The following is a 16,000-nucleotide window of genomic DNA, read 5'->3' as shown; positions in this document are numbered from 1 at the left end:
GTGAAAGTGTTGTTTTTGAGTGCAGATGATTTTGAAGATATTGAGCTGATTTACCCGCTTCACCGTATAAAGGAAGAAGGTCATGAAGTGTTTGTAGCAAGCAACAAGAAGGATTACATAACTGGAAAGCACGGCTACAAAGTTAAGGTTGATTTAACTTTTGATGAAGTTGACCCGGACGAATTCGACGCTCTTGTTCTCCCAGGAGGAAAAGCACCAGAGAGAGTCAGGATTAATGAAAAAGCTGTGGCAATAGCAAGAAAGATGTTCAATGATGGAAAGCCAGTGGCGACAATATGTCATGGGCCTCAAATTCTAATCTCAGCTGGTGTTCTAAAAGGCAGAAAGGGAACATGTGTAATAACAATTAAAGACGATTTGATAAACGCCGGTGCAGAGTTTATCGACAAAGAAGTTGTCGTCGATGGAAATTGGGTAAGCTCAAGGCACCCTGGTGACCTATACGCCTGGATGAGGGAGTTTGTTAAGCTGCTAAAGTGATCCTCTTCTCTAACTTTTTTTAATAGTAATTCTTATATGTTCTTCGTGAGATTTTGTGATTAAGAATAACCATTGTTTATATAGGTTGTGAGCACTGAACTTGTATATGGAGGTGTAGAAATGAAGAAGAGACTTTATCGTGCAAAGGATGAGAGAATATTTTTGGGTGTTTTAGGAGGAATAGCAAAGTACCTTGATGTTGATCCTACAGTTGTAAGGATAATCTACATAGTCCTACTCTTTTTGGCTCCTGTAACAGCGATACTGCTCTACTTCGTTCTAGCTCTCATAATGCCGGAAGAACCTGGGGAAGAGATATCTCTTGATAAGCTCCCTGAAAAAGCCGAAAAGATAGCAAAAGAAATTGATGAAACCTTAACACAAGCATTTAGCTCCAAAAAACCAGTATCAACGGCTAAAGGTGACAATGAAAAGATTCTTGCGTTGATTTTGATAATTCTTGGAGGAGTTTTAATTTTAAGAAAGATCACTCCCTTCATGTGGTATCTTCAAGGGGACATTCTTTTGGCAGTGCTGTTGCTCTTATTTGGAATATACCTGCTGGTGAGGGGGTGAAAACATGGGAAGAACGCTTGGACTTTTCTTTTTGTTCCTTGGGGCTTTAATACTGCTTAAAAAATTTTACCCCGAGACAGTAACATACTTGGCCCCCTATGCTCATTACATAAAAGCATCATTTTGGGGCGTTGCTCTTGTTTGCTTTGGATTGTACTTGCTCTCAAAGAATAGAGCTTGGAGAACTGCAATCGGTACAATTTTTGTCCTCTATGTTGCTCTTTACCTAGTAACTCCTGACGTCGGCACTACTACTTGGTACTCGATAGGAGACTGGTTTTTTGAAGAGAAAATTGAAGGGGAGATGCATACCATCGGAGAATTCCAAGCCTCTGAGCTAATTATTCAGGACATTGTAGCTGGAACTAAAATAGTAAGCACCGAAGGGGATTCAATAAAAGTTGTCTCAAATCTTCCCATTCAAGCAGAAGTAGATGGGAATGTCCTCATTCTTAAATGCACTAAGATGTGTAGCAGATATAAAAACGGCAAGCTGATTGTGGAAGTAGGAAAAGGTCTCTTAAAGAGCCTTGAAATAAGCGACACTGTGGGAGACTATTACATAAATCTCGAAGACAGTCTAAGCAAACTCACAATAAAAAACACCGTTGGAAGATTCGACCTCTCAAAACTGAAAAGTGAAGAGCTATATCTAAGCGACTTCGTTGGGGATTTCAACATAGAAGTTGAGGACTGCTCCCAGATTACAATAGAGGACGGAATCGGAGATGTAACAATCGATGTACCTCCAGAATATAAAGTGATTCCAGTCATAAGAGACTCCGCAACAAAGCTTGAAATCAATTCCAATGAAAGCGGCATAAAAACATTAAAGCTGATAGTTGACAGCGTAATAGGAAGAGTCAAGGTGAGCTGATAGAAATGGAGAGGTGGAAAATAATAAAAGCTTTCACACTTGGACCTTTACTCGAGGCTGCAATCCCGAAGCCCGGCAATGTAAATAGGTTTCGGGATTTTGAGGATTTGACTCTTTATCATTTTCTCTTTGGAAATGTGGCCGTTGTTGATATACTCTATGAAGCAACAGAAGTAGGCAAATTGATTAGGAGAGGATATTACCAGTTAAGTGAAGCTAATATAGGAGAACTGATAAAGAGGGCTGTCCAAAATGCAAAAGCTGTGCAAGATGCAAATCCCAATTTTGGCATAATAGCACTGGAGATTCCTCTCGTAATTGCTCTAGTTATTTCAAGACATATCTATGATGCCGGAGAAGTTGCAAAAAGATTAATTGAACACTCAACAGTTAGAGACACAATGGAGTTCTATAAAGCCATAAGAATTGCTAATCCTAAAGGAATAAAGAGTGGAGTTAAATATGATGTTTACGATGAGAATGTTTTTGATGAACTTTTTAAAGATAGGATTAACCTCAAGCGTTTAGCAGAAATTAGCTGTGAAAGGGAGCTAATCTTTTGTGAATGGATAAATAGTTATGAGCTTAGTTACAAAACATTCCTAAGACTCAAAGAACTGACTGAAGAATTTAACCTCGAAGAAGCTGTTTTAAAGGCGTTTATCGAACTCCTAGCATCAACACCCGACACCCTTATTATCAGAAAAGCTGGAAAGGCTGAGGCTGAACTCGTAATGAGGACGGCAAAAGAAGTATTGGATGGAAATCTCAGCATTAACGAACTGGATAAATTCCTAAGAGAAAAGGGAGATTTAAGGAATCCTGGGAGCTTGGCAGATATAATGGCAATTGCTTTGAGTTTGCTGATTCTTGATGGTTACAAACTTAATCTTTAATTACCCTTATCCTCTTTGCTCCTCCCAGTCCAACTCCAAGCATTTTGGAGTCTATAACAACAGCATCTTTGCCAAGCTCTTCAAGGAGTTTTACCTTTAAGCCTGAAATCTCTGTGACCTTTTCATCTCCACCAAATTCCTCATCAACTTGAGCCTTTAAGAACTCATAAGCCTCTTTTCCAAAGAGAACAATATCTGGCTCAAAACCGTCCATCTTGAGCTCGTTGGCCTTTTCTTCAACTGCACTTAAAACCCTAATCAGCTCTCCTCTCATTCAGCTCACCTTGAAATAGTCTATGAAGTCCAAACATTTAAAGTTTTTCATGCTTGTAAAACTTCATTCATTGATGACCTCAAATGTGTATGTAACCTCAGTTCCACTGAGCTTCAAATGGGCTGAGGCTGAGCAATATTTGTTTTGACTGAGTTCTATTGCTCGCTTAGCCTTCTCTGGCCTTACATTTCCATAGATTTTATAGTGGATGTGGACCTTTTTGTAAATCCTTGGATGTTCTTCTCTCCTTTCCCCGCTTATCTCAACTTCAAGTCCCTCGATTGGCTCTCTCATCTTTTGGAGAATCATGACAACATCGATAGCAGTGCATCCAGCAACAGCTAAAAGCAGAGTTCTCATAGGAGAGATGCCCTTTTCTCCAAAGATTATCTTTCCTCCCTCTTCAACACTTGCTTCAAATTTTTCATCTCCAAGCCACTTAACTTTTCCTGCTATCATTTGACCACCCATCAAATAGTAGGGAAAATGCTTTTTAAATAGCTTTGCGAACTTTCTTTCATGTATATAAGGCCGTTTGACCCCTGGAAATCGAAGCTCTGCACATGTCCTTTCAAATACACGCTAAACGTTTATACTGGTTGCGACCATGCCTGTGTCTACTGCTACATAACCGCTTATATTCCCAAAGCTTTTAAGGTTAGAATTAAAGAAAATCTTCTTCCTACACTAGAAAGGGAACTCAGAAAATTTGATAAAAGGTTTATAATCTCGCTCTCCTACTCTTCTGATCCGTACCCAACGATTGAGAGGCAATTTGGCATTACACGAAAAGTTCTACAGCTCTTCAAAAGATACAACGTGAGGTGCATGATCTTAACAAAATCAGATATTTTTAAGCGTGATTTGGACATTCTAAGAGAACTCAAATGTGCTGTTGGCATAACAGTGACGACAATAGATGAAGAAAAAGCTAAGGCATTAGAGCCAAATGCTCCCTCACCTAAAGACAGAATAAGAGCTCTAAAAAGAGCAAAAGATAGTGGAATTCCAGTTTATGCAAGGATAGACCCGATAATACCCTTTTACACATGGGAAGACTTTGAGGAAACTGTCAATGCATTAAGCTTTGTCTCCCATATAACAGTTTCAACTCTGAAGCTCAGAGCAGATTCATGGAAAAGAATGAAAGCGAAGTTTCCAGCACTCATGAAGAAGCTTGAGCCACTGTATAGAAAAGGAGAAAAAATTGGTGGCTATTCCTACTTGCCCAAAGACTTCAGAATGAAAATCTTGGAGGAGGCAAGAAGAATCATTGAAGAGAAAGGGATTTCCTTTGGCTCATGCAGAGAAGGCTACTATTCTTATCCTACGTGCGATGGCTCTCACTTAGTTCCTCTATGATTTCCTCAACTATCTTTTCCGCAGCTTTTCCTGTCTCGCTCTCTTGTCTCCTAATTTCCTCTCTTATTTCTTCTTTAATTTTGCTCTTCTTGTATTCAAGTGCTTTTTCAACTAGTGCATCAAAGAGGGGCTGCATTTCATCCAGATATTCCGCAAGCCACTGGACGCCGATAGCGAATTTTTCTGGAATCTCAATACCTTCAATTATGCCATCGTCAGCATAGGCAACGGGTTTAATGCCTTCGCCAAGCTTTCTGATGGCTTGATGATGGAAGCTGTTAACGCCGATAAATACCTCATTTGTTCCTTCAATGTTTAATTTTTCCTTTAGAATCTCAAACAGCATTGAGTTAGTTTTTATCCTGACTTCATGGACTTTGCAGCTGGGATGCACTAAAAATTTGCCACCGCTTGTCCAGTCATGCTTTATTGCCTTTGGAATTTCGCTAACGACATCTTGATATAGGCTGCCTCCAAGAGCAACGTTTAACGCTTGAGCACCTCTTCCAATACCTAAAAGGGGTAGATTTCTCTCAAGAGCAGCTTTTATTAATGTTAACTCAAACTCATCTCTCTGCACATCTAGACTTCTTATTTTCGTCGTCAGCTCGCCTCCGTAGTATTTAGGGTGTATATCTGGACCCTCTGGGAAAATTAGGCCGTCTATAGCCTCAAGAACGTCTGTTATTCCAACAAGAGGAGGAATTGCAACTGGAATTCCCCCAGCCTTTTTAATTCTTTTGACGTACATGTCATTTATTGTCAGAGCACCAGTTTCCCAATCAAACTGAGCAACAATGCCTATTATAGGTTTCATAACTGCACCACCAGATAATAATTACAAAGGAGGTATAAAAACTCAACTGAATAAAATGACAAGAAAAGTGGAAAAGATTAAGGAGATCACTCTTTCTTCTTGAGCTTCCCGCACTTCTCGACGAAGTCTTTGAGGATGTCGTAGAGCTTTGGCTGCCCAATTTCCTCGAGCTCATAGCGGACTCTGACGGCTGGCTTGTTGATGTTTAGGATTCTTCTCAAGTCAATTGGTGTTCCAATGACGACGACATCAGCATCTGCTCTGTTGATAGTTTCTTCAAGCTCCTTTATCTGCTTTGGACTGTATCCCATTGCTGGGAGAATGACATCTAAGTGTGGATACTTCTTGTAAGTCTCAACTATTGAACCAACTGCATATGGTCTTGGGTCAATGATTTCCTTAGCACCGAACTTCTTGGCAGCAACATAACCGGCACCGTACTTCATGCCGCCGTGTGTGAGTGTTGGACCATCTTCAACAACTAAAACGCGCTTGCCCTTGATTAATTCTGGCTTGTCAACGAAGATTGGTGACGCTGCTTCAATAACAATAGCGTTTGGATTGACTTTCTCGATGTTCTCTCTGACCTTCTGCACGTTCTCGGGGTAAGCTGTCTCAATCTTGTTGATGATTATGACATCAGCAGCTCTGAAGTTGGTCTCACCTGGGTGGTACTTGAGCTCGTGTCCGGGTCTGTGCGGGTCAGCTACAACAATCCAAAGGTCTGGCTCGTAGAATGGGAAGTCGTTGTTTCCTCCATCCCAGAGGATTATATCGGCTTCTTTCTCTGCCTCTCTGAGAATCTTCTCATAGTCAACACCAGCATAAACTACATGACCATAATCAATGTGTGGCTCATACTCCTCTCTCTCCTCTATTGTACATTCATACTTGTCGAGGTCTTCATAGGTTGCGAATCTCTGGACAATTTGCTTCCTCAAGTCACCATAAGGCATTGGGTGTCTTATGACAGCAACCTTGTAGCCTAAGTCCTTGAGAATCTTGGCAACTTTTCTTGAGGTCTGGCTCTTTCCACAGCCCGTTCTAACAGCTGTAACAGCTATAACTGGTTTGCTTGACTTGAGCATTGTGCTCTTAGGTCCTAAGAGCCAGAAGTCAGCCCCAGCAGCATGAACTCTTGATGCTAAGTGCATAACGTGCTCATGTGATACGTCAGAGTAAGCGAAGACTGCAATATCAATGTTGTGCTCTTTGATTATTTTCTCTAAATCATCCTCGCTCCAGATTGGAATTCCATTTGGATAAAGTGGACCAGCTAATTCTGGTGGGTAAATTCTACCCTCAATATCTGGAATCTGGGTAGCTGTAAATGCAACGACTTCATAATCAGGGTTGTTCCTAAAGAAGACGTTGAAGTTGTGGAAGTCTCTTCCAGCAGCACCCAGAATAATAACTCTCTTCTTCTTTTTCTCAGTCATTTCAATCACCCCAAAATATTTCATATCGGCAAAAAGGTATCAATTTTGGCATTTATAACCATTTTCGTTGAATAATGAAAGAAATTGGCAAAAATTCTTTGGATGTGCATTTTTAAATTGGAAGAAGCTTCGAAAATCAAGTGGTTATCTTTGATTTACAATTACCAGCGAACTTAATAATTTTAAAAACCCCACCTAATTTCTGGTGCCTCCAATGGATGAGATTGAAATAGGACCCACACAGCCTTTCATATTGTTAGCATGCAACAAAGAGCACGTGAAAACGACGGGAAAAGTCAGAGAGATAAAAATCAAGAAGGTAAGATTTAGAAAGAGCAAAGAGCTACTGGAGATTAGTTTTGATGTTCTATGATTGTTAACTTATGCATCACTTCCCAGAGCTTATCATTTTATCGACCCATTCCGGCTTCATAAAACCCTTTTTCAGTCCACTGTAAGTAATTATATACATCAGAGGCTTTTCAATGTCTGGAGTCTTAAAGATGATATAATGCCTTATTGTGTCAAGCTTTCCATCCTTGTAGACAACCTCAACCTTATATTGAAAGCTTTCGAGTTTCTTCATATCCTCCTCTGTGATCTCAGTACCCATAATTTTGGAAAGATCATCCTTATTCGTTACATTCATCATTGCAGTGTACTCATTATTTCCAGTTTTCTTGAATGTAAGTTTTTTAAGGATGTCGTTGTTAATTATCCAGCCCTGATGATCTTTCGGAACAGTTAGCATTACGAATGTGCCTACCTCTTTTAAAAACTCCTTTTCTGAAGTATACATGGTCGCGTTCTCTGGGTTGTCAATGGCAAAGTATCCTCTAAAAGTGCTTTCATTCTCAAAGTATATGTAACCGTGGGTTTCCGTTATTAGAGAGACTGTAAAGTTTATCGCCTCCCTGACGATCTTACCGTTTTTAGACTCAACGCTAACCCACATATCAACCATATCATAAACTCCGGCGCTGTTGGGATCAAACATCTTAATTGAGAACTGAGTAGTCAAACTATCCGCAGAGTTAAGCTCCATAAGATCAGCCTTTGGATTCGGCTCCCCCGTGCATCCCGCAGAGAAGACAACAAGCAGCATTGCTATAATCAAGACAGTGCCAATTTTCCTCATAGCTACCCCTCCTTAGTACTCAATATTCTTGACTGCTCATACCAACTCTTCCAGCTTTTCCATTTCAAATTCTTTAACTTCAAATCCTCCCAACTGATGCAGTGTTTTGAGTCCAGCTCCCGTTAGTACGCTCACAATCTTTTCGTCTTCCTTGATTCTGCCTTCTTCTCTGAGCTTTTTCACAGCTGCTATACCAGTTGCAGAAGCTGGCTGGACAAATATACCTTCTTGAGCGAGCATTCTCTGAGCTTTAAGGATTTCCTCATCGCTAACAGCAACACAGATGCCGTTGAGCTTTCTCAAAAGCATCAGCACAGCGTTTCCGCTTGGCGGATATGGATTTTCAATTGCATGCGCTATTGTGTGCGGATTTTCAAATCTTTCAATTTTTTCTTTCCCTTCAATGAAAGCTTTGTAAATCGGTGAACAACCTTCAGCTTGGACACAAACAAATGTAGGCAACCTATCAATAAGCTCACTCTTTTTGAGCTCAAGGAAGCCCTTTATGATTCCTCTAATCAGTCCACCAGAGCTTGTTGGAACTACAACGTAATCTGGCATGATCTCCTCAACAATCTCAAAGCTTATACTCTTATATCCCTCTATACGAAATGGATCGTCAGAATTTATGAAGTAAATGCCAAGTTTTTGTCCAAGCTTAAGGCTTTCATAGTAGAGCTTTCCATAATCACCCCTAACTTTTATAACTCCAGCTCCATAAACAGCAATCTGCTTAAGCTTTTCTTCTGCTATATTTGAAGAGACGAGAATGTAAGCCTTCAACCCTGCTCTCGATGCATAAGCTGCAATACTTGCGGCCATATTGCCCGTTGAAACAGTCCCAACTTTGTCAAAGTCTAGCTGTAAAGCCCTATGGATTCCTAAAAACGTCCCCCTATCCTTAAAGCTCCAAGTTGGATTAACAGTTTCGTTTTTTAAATAAAGCTGAATTCCAAGCTTTTTTGAGAGTTTCCTTGCTCTTATAAGTGGAGTATCACCTTCCCCTAAGCTCAAATCTAAGTCAAGTTCAAAAGGAAAGAACTGAACAAAGCGCTCCCAAACACTTTTCCCGATTCCAGCAAAGCCTTCAAAAAGCTCAAGCTCTAAAGGCTCTCCACATTCACACCTCTGATATGGCTTTCTCAAAGAATATTCTCTACCACAAGCTGTACATCTAAGCATTCTTCAGCCTCCTAACCGCTGTAAAAATAACATATCTTCCTTCTTGCTTAATTGTAAACGATAACTCAAATTCTGGATGTGCTCCAATGTAGTTATTTCCAATCTTCTTGAGCGCACTATAGAACTTCTCAGCGCTGCTCTCATCTTTCCAAGCAGTTTTCCAAGCTAAGATTAAGCCTGTAGAATTTTGAGCCAAAATTAACTTATCCCCCCTCCATCCATCTGCAATCTCCTTTGCTTCTTTTTCCTTATAATTGTGAACGAGCAAGAGCAAATAGACATAAAATTCTCCTATCGTGTCTTCATGGATTACCTCACCATTTCTAACGCTTAAACTCACATTTTCTGGCAATGTATAGCTCAGATACATTTCTGGGTTCATTACTTGCTGGGTTGTGACTGGTAACTTTGAGTAAGCCCCATTAACCAAACCCCAACCACCTTTCTCGTAGAGATACTGCACAAATTTATCGCCAAAAACATAAGGAAAAGCGTTTAAGCTCCAAACGGGGTTTTCAAGGTATAGAGCTGTTATCTTCTCTATTAGAATGTGGTGCCTTTTGCAGTACAAATCAGCGACTAAGTCGGCATCTCCTTCGACCAAGGCTCTTATAGCGAGGGTTGAATCCAAAGTTGGCCCAGAATAAGGAGCATTAAAATTCTGCTTCTGCAAAACATGAGTTAGCTCATGAGCAACAACTCTATAAGCAGTTTCTCCACTTTCCAAGAAGTTTTCCTCAATGATATAGACTTTATTCCCCATGGTTGCAGCAATCCATGAGGCTGTTTGCTCTTTTTTCTCTTTTGTTAAATTATAGCTAGGAGGAACAAGAAAAGTCATCTTATAAATTGCTTCCCACATTCTCAGCTCATATATATCTCCCTTCGAAGGGCCCCATTTCTCTAAAGCTTCTTGCCTTGTAATCACAATTATTTTAGGCGATTCTTTGAATGTGAGATTTCTAATCTCCTGAACTTCACCCTCAATCTCTTGAACCTTCTGGAGTACTTGTTTAGCCCTCTCATCTATTGAACCAACTCTGATTTGATAAAATGATGCGAGAAGAATGACAACCAAGGTAAGTGCTATCAACCCGGATTTCTTTTTCACATCACTCACCTTCGAAAGGTTATTTAGTGGAATACGCTTATAATCCATTTGGTGTCGTTACATGGGAAGGATTGTGGATGTAAATGAGGCAATTGATAAAATTCCAGACAATTCAGTGATAGCTGTTTCAGGCTTTAATCTGCTTGTAGCCCCAGAGTATCTGATCCTCAAACTGTTCGAGCACTACAAAGAAACAGGACATCCGAAGAATATTTTCTTGGAAGTCAATCCAATTCCAACAGCCCCCAATGGTGTTCTCGACAGGATAATGGAAGAGCTCTACAATGATCCAGATCAAGATTTCCTCTCAGGAATCCTTGTTACATATCCAGGCTGGTCTCCCTATCTGCAAAAGCTGATTCAAGAAAACAGAATTGAAGGATACACATGGCCTATTGGAACGGCTTCGTGGTTTTTCAGAGAAGTTGCGAGAGGCTTTCCAGGAGTTATAACGAAAGTTGGAATAGGGACGTTCCTTGATGGAAGACAAGATGCCGGGTATTTAAATGACCTCGCAAAAGAAAAGAAGAGATGTAAGGTTCAGCCGATCGAAATTAACGGGGATGAATATCTCCTATACACCGCTCCGAAGCCAAATGTTACATTCATAAGAGGAACAACAAGCGATGAAATCGGAAACATAACGACAGAAAGAGAGGGAGCATTTACGGACATTTTGAATATGGCTCAAGCTGCTAAATCTCTACCAAACCCAGGGATTGTGATAGCCCAAGTTGAAAGGATTGCAAGATTTGGCTCTCTTCACCCCCAAGATGTGAAGGTTCCAGCACCCTTAGTAGATTATGTAGTCATTGCCCCAAAGGAATACCACAAGCAGAGTGCAAACATTCAGTATGACCCAAGAATTTCCGGCGAGATTATCCCTCCAGCTAAGCCAAGAATTCTAGAAATCCCATTAAATATCCGAAAAGTCATTGCAAGAAGAATTCTGCTTGAGATGGTTGAGATTATCAAAAAGCTCGGTAGACCAATCTTAGTCAACTTAGGAATTGGCATCCCATCAGAGGTGGCAGCAATTGCAACCGAGGAAGGTGTTCAAGATTATCTCTTTACTACAGTCGAATCAGGGCCTTTTGGAGGTGTCGCACTGGGTGGGCCAGATTTTGGAGCATCAATAGGACCATTTGCAATAATCTCCATGGCAGACCAGTTTGCCAATTATGAAGGTGGCGTTATTGATGCCGCGAGCTTAGGGTTCATGCAAGTAGATAAATGTGGAAATGTTAATCCATCAATTCTGCCTGGCAGATTGCCCGGACCTGGAGGTTTCCCAGTGATATCATTTGGCTCTCCAAGAATAATCTTTGCTGGAGGATTTACTGCAGGGAAGAGAGACATCAGAGTCGAAGATGGGCAATTAAAGATTGTCAAAGATGGTAGCGTTATTAAATTCGTCAATCAAGTCTACAAAATAGTTTACAACGGTAAAGTTGGCATAGAAAGGGGTCAAGAGGTTATATACGTAACGGAAAGAGCAGTATTTAAACTGACGAGAAATGGATTAGTTCTTGAAGAAGTTGCCCCGGGTGTGGATGTAGAAAAAGACATCTTGGCAAAAATGGAGTTTGAGCCCAAAGTGAGCTCGAAGCTGGAAGAAATGGATAAGAGATTGTTCCTAGCAGGGAAAATGGGATTGAAAGAGGAAATCAAAAAAGTACTCAGCTGAGTGCTTTTGTTTTATCTCACTCTTTGAACTCCACAAACTCCTCTTTCATACCGTCTTTCGTGATTACAACCACTTGTATTTTCCTATCTCCTGTATAAACGTCCCTCTTGCCAGCTGTTCTGACTGCTCTAATGGCTAATTCTCTTGCCTCTTCAATGCTCATATCCTTCTTATACCCTTCCTCAAGAATGGCTATTGCAAAAGGTGAGCCTGAGCCTGTTGCTGTATAGTCGTCAAATATTAAGCCCCCAAGAGGATCGAGATTTGCTAGAGTTGGCTCCTCAACGTATCCCCCGATAATTATCTGCACTAGATATGGGAACCATTTGTTCTCATTTAATATGTTGCTCAAGAGATTAGCCATCGCTTTTGCAGTCATTGGTCTTCCCCATGTGAACTGATAATAACGAGCTTCAGCTTCAAGCATTCTTGCAAGCATCTGAACATCTCCCACGCTTCCTGCAGTTGTTATTGCTATTCTATCAGTAATCGGAAGAATTTTTTTGATGTTGAGCGTTTCAATCATGTGCTCAAGTGAAGCTTGAGTATCAGCCGCTAAAACAACACCCTCTTTAACTTTAATTCCAACAGTTGTAGTTCCAGTTTTCTTTTCCATAATCTCACCTCCTAAAAGTGGATAGACAAAAGAAGTTTTTAAAGTTTGGCTTAAATGTGAATAGTCCGAGAAGAAACAAGAAGCTCACTAACCTAAAAGAGAATTCAAAAGCAGTGCTTAGGAAATTTACTGTTCTATTGAATCTTTACAGTTCTCACAGACCCACTTCTCTTGCCCACCAATATAGACCTTATAGAGTGGACCATACTGCCCACAAACCTCACAGATTCCGTAGACTTCAGTCTCGGTTTCTATTTGTTCTGCCTCTTTTTCCTCGCTGTTATATGCTGCTAATGCTGCAAGCAAGTCAGCTGCAGTTACGAACCCTATAGGCTTGCCCAATTTTGTAACAAGGATTCTTCTAACTCCTTTGTCCATCATGAGCTCAATTGCATCCTGGATATCATAGTCGTATTCAATCCTAACTGGATTTTTAGTCATTATTTCCTTGACTTTAACCTCTTTGGGACTCTTTCCTTTAGCAACAACCTTATCCAGAATGTCTCTGTCGGTTAATATGCCCACTATCTCTTCATCCTCAATAACAACTGCACTGCTAACTTTATTTTTGGCCAGTATCTTGGCAACTTTATCAATTGTATCATCCGGCCCAACAACCACTGCCCTTCTCTTAAGCACTTGTTCCACAGTTATTTTTGGCATCATTGCTATTCCCTCCTACTCATGTGGAGATATGAGAAGAAACTTAAAAATGTTTTGGGATTAAAGGTTTCTCCTTGCAAGCCAGTGTGTAAACGCTAAGAAGAGGATTACAAACGTTACAATTCCAATATAAGGAAGGTATGATACTTGAGGAGTGACAGATTTCTGAAGTGCCGGTGTGGTTGTGGATGTAACTGTGAAAGGAGTTGTAACTGCTGGTACCCTCTCTATCGTTGCCTGAGTAACGGTCTCAGTTACAGTTTTTGTTAAATTCTGAGTAACATTCTGAACAGCATACTCTTGTGCAAACTTTGAACCAGCTTTCATTGGAGTCAAGAGGACTTTCGAGAACTTGTAAACCCCATAAGCAATTAAACCTGCAATACTCAAACTAATAACTTGAATTTTCTCAAAAGTTCTCAATATTCTATCCTTCACAGACATTTTTCTTGGGAGAAGAAGTATCGGCCTTGGTGATGCACGATAAAGTTTAACTTCCTGCAGTCTTTTTCCATACTTTTTACCTACAACCTCGACTAATCCTACTTTGATCATTTTATCAATATGATATGAGACCGTTGAAAGGGGAAGATCTAGCTCTCGAGCAATTTCAGAAAGTGAGAGCGTTTTCTCCTGAAGAAGTCTCAGAATAGCCAGAGATTTCTCATTCATCAATATTTGAGCAAGCTCCTTAGCTTTTTCATCATCAACACTAATAGTCTCAAATTCCACAAAACCCCACCAATAGAACTAGTGAGCAACGGAATATTAAGATTTCCTCATAACTTCAACGTAATCTGAACTAAAACTCAAAATTAGTAAAGTGATGAAAAGGAAAGAAAAGCTAAACTATTAAATTCATGGCTTCTCCAAAATGATCTCAATTGTTGAGGTGTTTGCTGTTCTTCCGTCTGCAGTTGGAAGCTCCTCTGTACCGATCTTGATCTCCTTAACTCTAACCTCTGGCAAGAATCTGTTCCTGACGATCTCTGCAACGTCAACAGCTCTGCTGATAGCCCTTCCTCTTGCCTTAATTGAGACCTCCTTTGCACCCTCGTTGAACTGGGTTATAACGGCAAGGACGTAGTTCATAACAGGCTTCTTTCCGATGTAAACAACATGCTCCTCTGCCATCTTTGGCACCTCCGAAAGTTTTGTCATAGCCTTTTCGTGATTTTTACGTTAAATACTTTTCGGTTGCTTGGATATTTCAGCAAAAATGTACCATGAAGTGTTCGAACTGCTTAACATGAAAATGTTCATAGCAAATGCTTTTAAGATGTATTATTACATGTATTTGGTGATATCATGGCCGTTCATCCGATCGATTATCGCTATGGTAGTGAAGAGATGAGGAGGATTTGGGAAGAAGGAAATAAGCTGCAGAAGCTCCTTGACGTTGAGGCGGCTTTAGCGAGAGCACATGCGAAAGTTGGAAATATCCCAGAAGAGAGTGCAAAAGTAATAAGCGAAAAAGCTAATATAAAATACGTTAAGCTTGAAAGAGTGAAAGAAATTGAGGCTGAAATTCATCATGATATTATGGCTGTAGTAAAAGCTTTAAGCGAAGTTTGCGGTGAGCATGGTAAGTACGTTCATCTTGGAGCTACTTCAAATGATATAATTGACACTGCAAATGCTCTTCTTATTAAAGACTCCCTGGAGATAGTTCTTAAAGATCTGAGGGAGCTGAGAACAATCCTAAAAGAACTCGCAAAAGAGCACAAATACACCGTTTGTATTGGAAGAACTCACGGACAACACGCTGTTCCTACAACTTACGGGATGAAGTTTGCTATATGGCTTGATGAGATACAGAGACACATTGAAAGGATAGAGCAAGCAAAAGAAAGAATTTTAGTCGGACAGATGAGCGGTGCTGTTGGAACTATGGCATCTTTCGGAGAAAAAGGATTGCAAATCCAACGTTTAGTTATGGAAGATTTAGGACTAAAACCTGCAAGAATAAGTAATCAAATACTCCAGAGAGATATTTATGCTGAGCTCATGATGATTCTAGCTTTAATCGCGTCCACACTTGACAAAATTGCTCTTGAGATTAGAAACCTTCAAAGAACTGAAATTCTTGAAGTTAGCGAACCTTTTGGAAAGAAGCAGGTTGGCTCGTCAACAATGCCTCACAAGAGGAATCCAATAAGGAGCGAAAAAATCTGTGGACTTGCAAGAATTATATACTCTAATGTTATCCCTGCACTTCTAAACAACCCACTATGGCACGAGAGAGACTTAACGAACTCCTCAGTGGAGAGAGTAATCCTTCCAGAAACATTCATGCTGTTAGATGAAATGTTAAAAAATATGAAAAAAGTGCTCTCGGATTTGGAATTTTTCCCGGAGAATATAAAACGCAATCTCTACTTAACAAACAACCTTATAATGGCAGAACCATTGATGCTAAAGCTAACAGAGAAAGGGATGGGAAGACAAGAAGCTCATGAAATTGTTAGACAAATCGCTATGAAAGCATTCTATGAAAAAAGAGACTTAATCGAGGTTGCTAGAGAAAATGAAGTTGTGAGAGAATACTTAGATGATAAGGATTTTGAGGAGTTAAAACCGGAGAACTACATTGGACTCGCTCCACAGATAGTGGATAATATAATTCAGTACATAGAAGAAATTGAACAAAAAGAAGCCCAAGAATCTTAGGCATCTGTTTTCTTGCTGTATCCATTTTTATTAACTTTTTGTTAGTTTATAACTTCATTATTGGGCACCTCTCAATATTTTCAGAGAGTTTTTACTTATAATAAATGTATAATTTATACTTTTTAAATTCAATTTTTGAATTTCTTTTTTAGAGGTATTTACGAATTTAAACGAATTAGAAAAATATCAAA

At 40.0% G+C, this 16,000-nt stretch carries 18 protein-coding genes and 1 pseudogene; 8 read left to right on the top strand and 11 right to left on the bottom strand.

Translation table 11 applies throughout. The features are described 5' to 3' along the window. From pfpI to E3E24_RS10115, 4 genes are all read left to right on the top strand, one after another. A complete protein-coding gene (gene pfpI, locus E3E24_RS10130; RefSeq protein ID WP_167885881.1) occupies window positions 1-501 on the top strand; it encodes a deglycase PfpI in 501 nt (166 codons plus the stop codon). Window positions 502-621: 120 nt separating this feature from the next. Then, window positions 622-1,077 (top strand): PspC domain-containing protein, encoded by a 456-nt coding sequence (locus tag E3E24_RS10125; RefSeq protein ID WP_167915972.1) that lies wholly within the window; start codon window positions 622-624, stop codon window positions 1,075-1,077. A gap of 4 nt (window positions 1,078-1,081) precedes the next feature. After that, complete coding sequence (locus E3E24_RS12700) at window positions 1,082-1,954, top strand: hypothetical protein (protein ID WP_206205340.1); 873 nt, start codon at window positions 1,082-1,084, stop codon at window positions 1,952-1,954. Between the two features lie 5 nt (window positions 1,955-1,959). After that, complete coding sequence (locus E3E24_RS10115; protein ID WP_167915971.1) at window positions 1,960-2,850, top strand: triphosphoribosyl-dephospho-CoA synthase; 891 nt, start codon at window positions 1,960-1,962, stop codon at window positions 2,848-2,850. Here E3E24_RS10115 and E3E24_RS10110 read toward each other — a convergent pair. Continuing rightward, on the bottom strand, window positions 2,840-3,124 hold the full coding sequence (locus E3E24_RS10110) for a family 4A encapsulin nanocompartment shell protein (RefSeq protein WP_167885884.1): 285 nt from the start codon (window positions 3,122-3,124) through the stop codon (window positions 2,840-2,842). The genes E3E24_RS10115 and E3E24_RS10110 overlap by 11 nt on opposite strands. A 63-nt stretch (window positions 3,125-3,187) precedes the next feature. Then, entirely contained in the window at window positions 3,188-3,583 is a 396-nt protein-coding gene (locus tag E3E24_RS10105) for an OsmC family protein (protein WP_240912572.1), read from the bottom strand. 60 nt (window positions 3,584-3,643) lie between these two features. Here E3E24_RS10105 and E3E24_RS10100 point away from each other — a divergent pair, with 60 nt between their 5' ends. Continuing rightward, window positions 3,644-4,486: a radical SAM protein gene (locus E3E24_RS10100; RefSeq protein WP_167915969.1), complete on the top strand. Its 843-nt coding sequence runs from the start codon at window positions 3,644-3,646 to the stop codon at window positions 4,484-4,486. Here the strand turns inward: E3E24_RS10100 and E3E24_RS10095 are convergent. Both E3E24_RS10095 and E3E24_RS10090 read right to left on the bottom strand, forming a co-directional pair. Continuing rightward, window positions 4,452-5,303 carry a gamma-glutamyl-gamma-aminobutyrate hydrolase family protein gene (locus E3E24_RS10095; protein WP_167915968.1) on the bottom strand — a complete coding sequence of 284 codons (852 nt, stop codon included), beginning with the start codon at window positions 5,301-5,303 and terminating at the stop codon, window positions 4,452-4,454. The genes E3E24_RS10100 and E3E24_RS10095 overlap by 35 nt on opposite strands. Before the next feature lie 86 nt (window positions 5,304-5,389). Then, window positions 5,390-6,742 carry a cyclic 2,3-diphosphoglycerate synthase gene (locus E3E24_RS10090; protein ID WP_167915967.1) on the bottom strand — a complete coding sequence of 451 codons (1,353 nt, stop codon included), beginning with the start codon at window positions 6,740-6,742 and terminating at the stop codon, window positions 5,390-5,392. 259 nt (window positions 6,743-7,001) lie between these two features. On the opposite strand from E3E24_RS10090, the pseudogene E3E24_RS10085 reads away from it, so the two are divergent. Beyond that, window positions 7,002-7,115, top strand: a pseudogene (locus tag E3E24_RS10085) (alanyl-tRNA editing protein); the annotation flags it as partial. A 15-nt stretch (window positions 7,116-7,130) separates the two neighbouring features. Here the strand turns inward: E3E24_RS10085 and E3E24_RS10080 are convergent. From E3E24_RS10080 to E3E24_RS10070, 3 genes are read right to left on the bottom strand one after another with little or no spacing between them, the layout of a single operon-like run. Further along, complete coding sequence (locus tag E3E24_RS10080) at window positions 7,131-7,880, bottom strand: hypothetical protein (RefSeq protein ID WP_167885889.1); 750 nt, start codon at window positions 7,878-7,880, stop codon at window positions 7,131-7,133. A 36-nt stretch (window positions 7,881-7,916) separates the two neighbouring features. Beyond that, on the bottom strand, window positions 7,917-9,062 hold the full coding sequence (thrC, locus tag E3E24_RS10075; protein ID WP_167915966.1) for a threonine synthase: 1,146 nt from the start codon (window positions 9,060-9,062) through the stop codon (window positions 7,917-7,919). Then, window positions 9,055-10,173, bottom strand: a complete 1,119-nt coding sequence (locus E3E24_RS10070; protein ID WP_167915965.1) for a DUF4157 domain-containing protein — start codon at window positions 10,171-10,173, stop codon at window positions 9,055-9,057. Before E3E24_RS10070 ends, thrC begins: the two co-directional genes overlap by 8 nt. Window positions 10,174-10,234: 61 nt before the next feature. Between E3E24_RS10070 and E3E24_RS10065 the strand changes: the two genes are divergently transcribed. After that, window positions 10,235-11,860 (top strand): acyl CoA:acetate/3-ketoacid CoA transferase, encoded by a 1,626-nt coding sequence (locus tag E3E24_RS10065; protein WP_167915964.1) that lies wholly within the window; start codon window positions 10,235-10,237, stop codon window positions 11,858-11,860. A gap of 16 nt (window positions 11,861-11,876) precedes the next feature. Here the strand turns inward: E3E24_RS10065 and psmB are convergent, their stop codons facing one another. The 4 genes from psmB to albA all read right to left on the bottom strand — a co-directional run bounded on the left by psmB (window position 11,877) and on the right by albA (window position 14,273). Next, entirely contained in the window at window positions 11,877-12,476 is a 600-nt protein-coding gene (gene psmB, locus E3E24_RS10060; RefSeq protein ID WP_167885893.1) for an archaeal proteasome endopeptidase complex subunit beta, read from the bottom strand. Window positions 12,477-12,602: 126 nt separating this feature from the next. Continuing rightward, window positions 12,603-13,142 (bottom strand): cyclic nucleotide-binding/CBS domain-containing protein, encoded by a 540-nt coding sequence (locus E3E24_RS10055; protein WP_167885894.1) that lies wholly within the window; start codon window positions 13,140-13,142, stop codon window positions 12,603-12,605. Window positions 13,143-13,199: 57 nt separating this feature from the next. Next, window positions 13,200-13,871 (bottom strand): helix-turn-helix domain-containing protein, encoded by a 672-nt coding sequence (locus E3E24_RS10050; RefSeq protein ID WP_167915963.1) that lies wholly within the window; start codon window positions 13,869-13,871, stop codon window positions 13,200-13,202. A gap of 126 nt (window positions 13,872-13,997) precedes the next feature. Then, entirely contained in the window at window positions 13,998-14,273 is a 276-nt protein-coding gene (gene albA, locus E3E24_RS10045) for a DNA-binding protein Alba (RefSeq protein WP_013467275.1), read from the bottom strand. A gap of 174 nt (window positions 14,274-14,447) precedes the next feature. On the opposite strand from albA, the gene purB reads away from it, so the two are divergent. Beyond that, window positions 14,448-15,809: an adenylosuccinate lyase gene (gene purB / locus E3E24_RS10040; protein WP_167915962.1), complete on the top strand. Its 1,362-nt coding sequence runs from the start codon at window positions 14,448-14,450 to the stop codon at window positions 15,807-15,809. Window positions 15,810-16,000 lie beyond the last annotated feature (191 nt).

Origin of the sequence: Thermococcus sp. LS2 (genome assembly GCF_012027375.1) — an archaeon.
Lineage (GTDB): Archaea > Methanobacteriota_B > Thermococci > Thermococcales > Thermococcaceae > Thermococcus_B.
The sequence above is the reverse complement of the archived record's forward strand: the minus strand, read 5'-3'. Positions and strand labels throughout refer to the sequence as shown.

Excerpts from the sequence above, each read along its gene's own strand:
- E3E24_RS10125 (WP_167915972.1), top strand. The coding sequence starts at position 622 with ATGAAGAAGAGACTTTATCGTGCAAAGGATGAGAGAATATTTTTGGGT.
- E3E24_RS12700 (WP_206205340.1), top strand. The coding sequence starts at position 1,082 with ATGGGAAGAACGCTTGGACTTTTCTTTTTGTTCCTTGGGGCTTTAATA.
- E3E24_RS10115 (WP_167915971.1), top strand. The coding sequence starts at position 1,960 with ATGGAGAGGTGGAAAATAATAAAAGCTTTCACACTTGGACCTTTACTC.
- E3E24_RS10110 (WP_167885884.1), bottom strand. The coding sequence starts at position 3,124 with ATGAGAGGAGAGCTGATTAGGGTTTTAAGTGCAGTTGAAGAAAAGGCC.
- E3E24_RS10105 (WP_240912572.1), bottom strand. The coding sequence starts at position 3,583 with ATGATAGCAGGAAAAGTTAAGTGGCTTGGAGATGAAAAATTTGAAGCA.
- E3E24_RS10100 (WP_167915969.1), top strand. The coding sequence starts at position 3,644 with ATGTATATAAGGCCGTTTGACCCCTGGAAATCGAAGCTCTGCACATGT.
- E3E24_RS10095 (WP_167915968.1), bottom strand. The coding sequence starts at position 5,303 with ATGAAACCTATAATAGGCATTGTTGCTCAGTTTGATTGGGAAACTGGT.
- E3E24_RS10090 (WP_167915967.1), bottom strand. The coding sequence starts at position 6,742 with ATGACTGAGAAAAAGAAGAAGAGAGTTATTATTCTGGGTGCTGCTGGA.
- E3E24_RS10080 (WP_167885889.1), bottom strand. The coding sequence starts at position 7,880 with ATGAGGAAAATTGGCACTGTCTTGATTATAGCAATGCTGCTTGTTGTC.
- thrC (WP_167915966.1), bottom strand. The coding sequence starts at position 9,062 with ATGCTTAGATGTACAGCTTGTGGTAGAGAATATTCTTTGAGAAAGCCA.
- E3E24_RS10065 (WP_167915964.1), top strand. The coding sequence starts at position 10,235 with ATGGGAAGGATTGTGGATGTAAATGAGGCAATTGATAAAATTCCAGAC.
- psmB (WP_167885893.1), bottom strand. The coding sequence starts at position 12,476 with ATGGAAAAGAAAACTGGAACTACAACTGTTGGAATTAAAGTTAAAGAG.
- E3E24_RS10055 (WP_167885894.1), bottom strand. The coding sequence starts at position 13,142 with ATGATGCCAAAAATAACTGTGGAACAAGTGCTTAAGAGAAGGGCAGTG.
- albA (WP_013467275.1), bottom strand. The coding sequence starts at position 14,273 with ATGGCAGAGGAGCATGTTGTTTACATCGGAAAGAAGCCTGTTATGAAC.
- purB (WP_167915962.1), top strand. The coding sequence starts at position 14,448 with ATGGCCGTTCATCCGATCGATTATCGCTATGGTAGTGAAGAGATGAGG.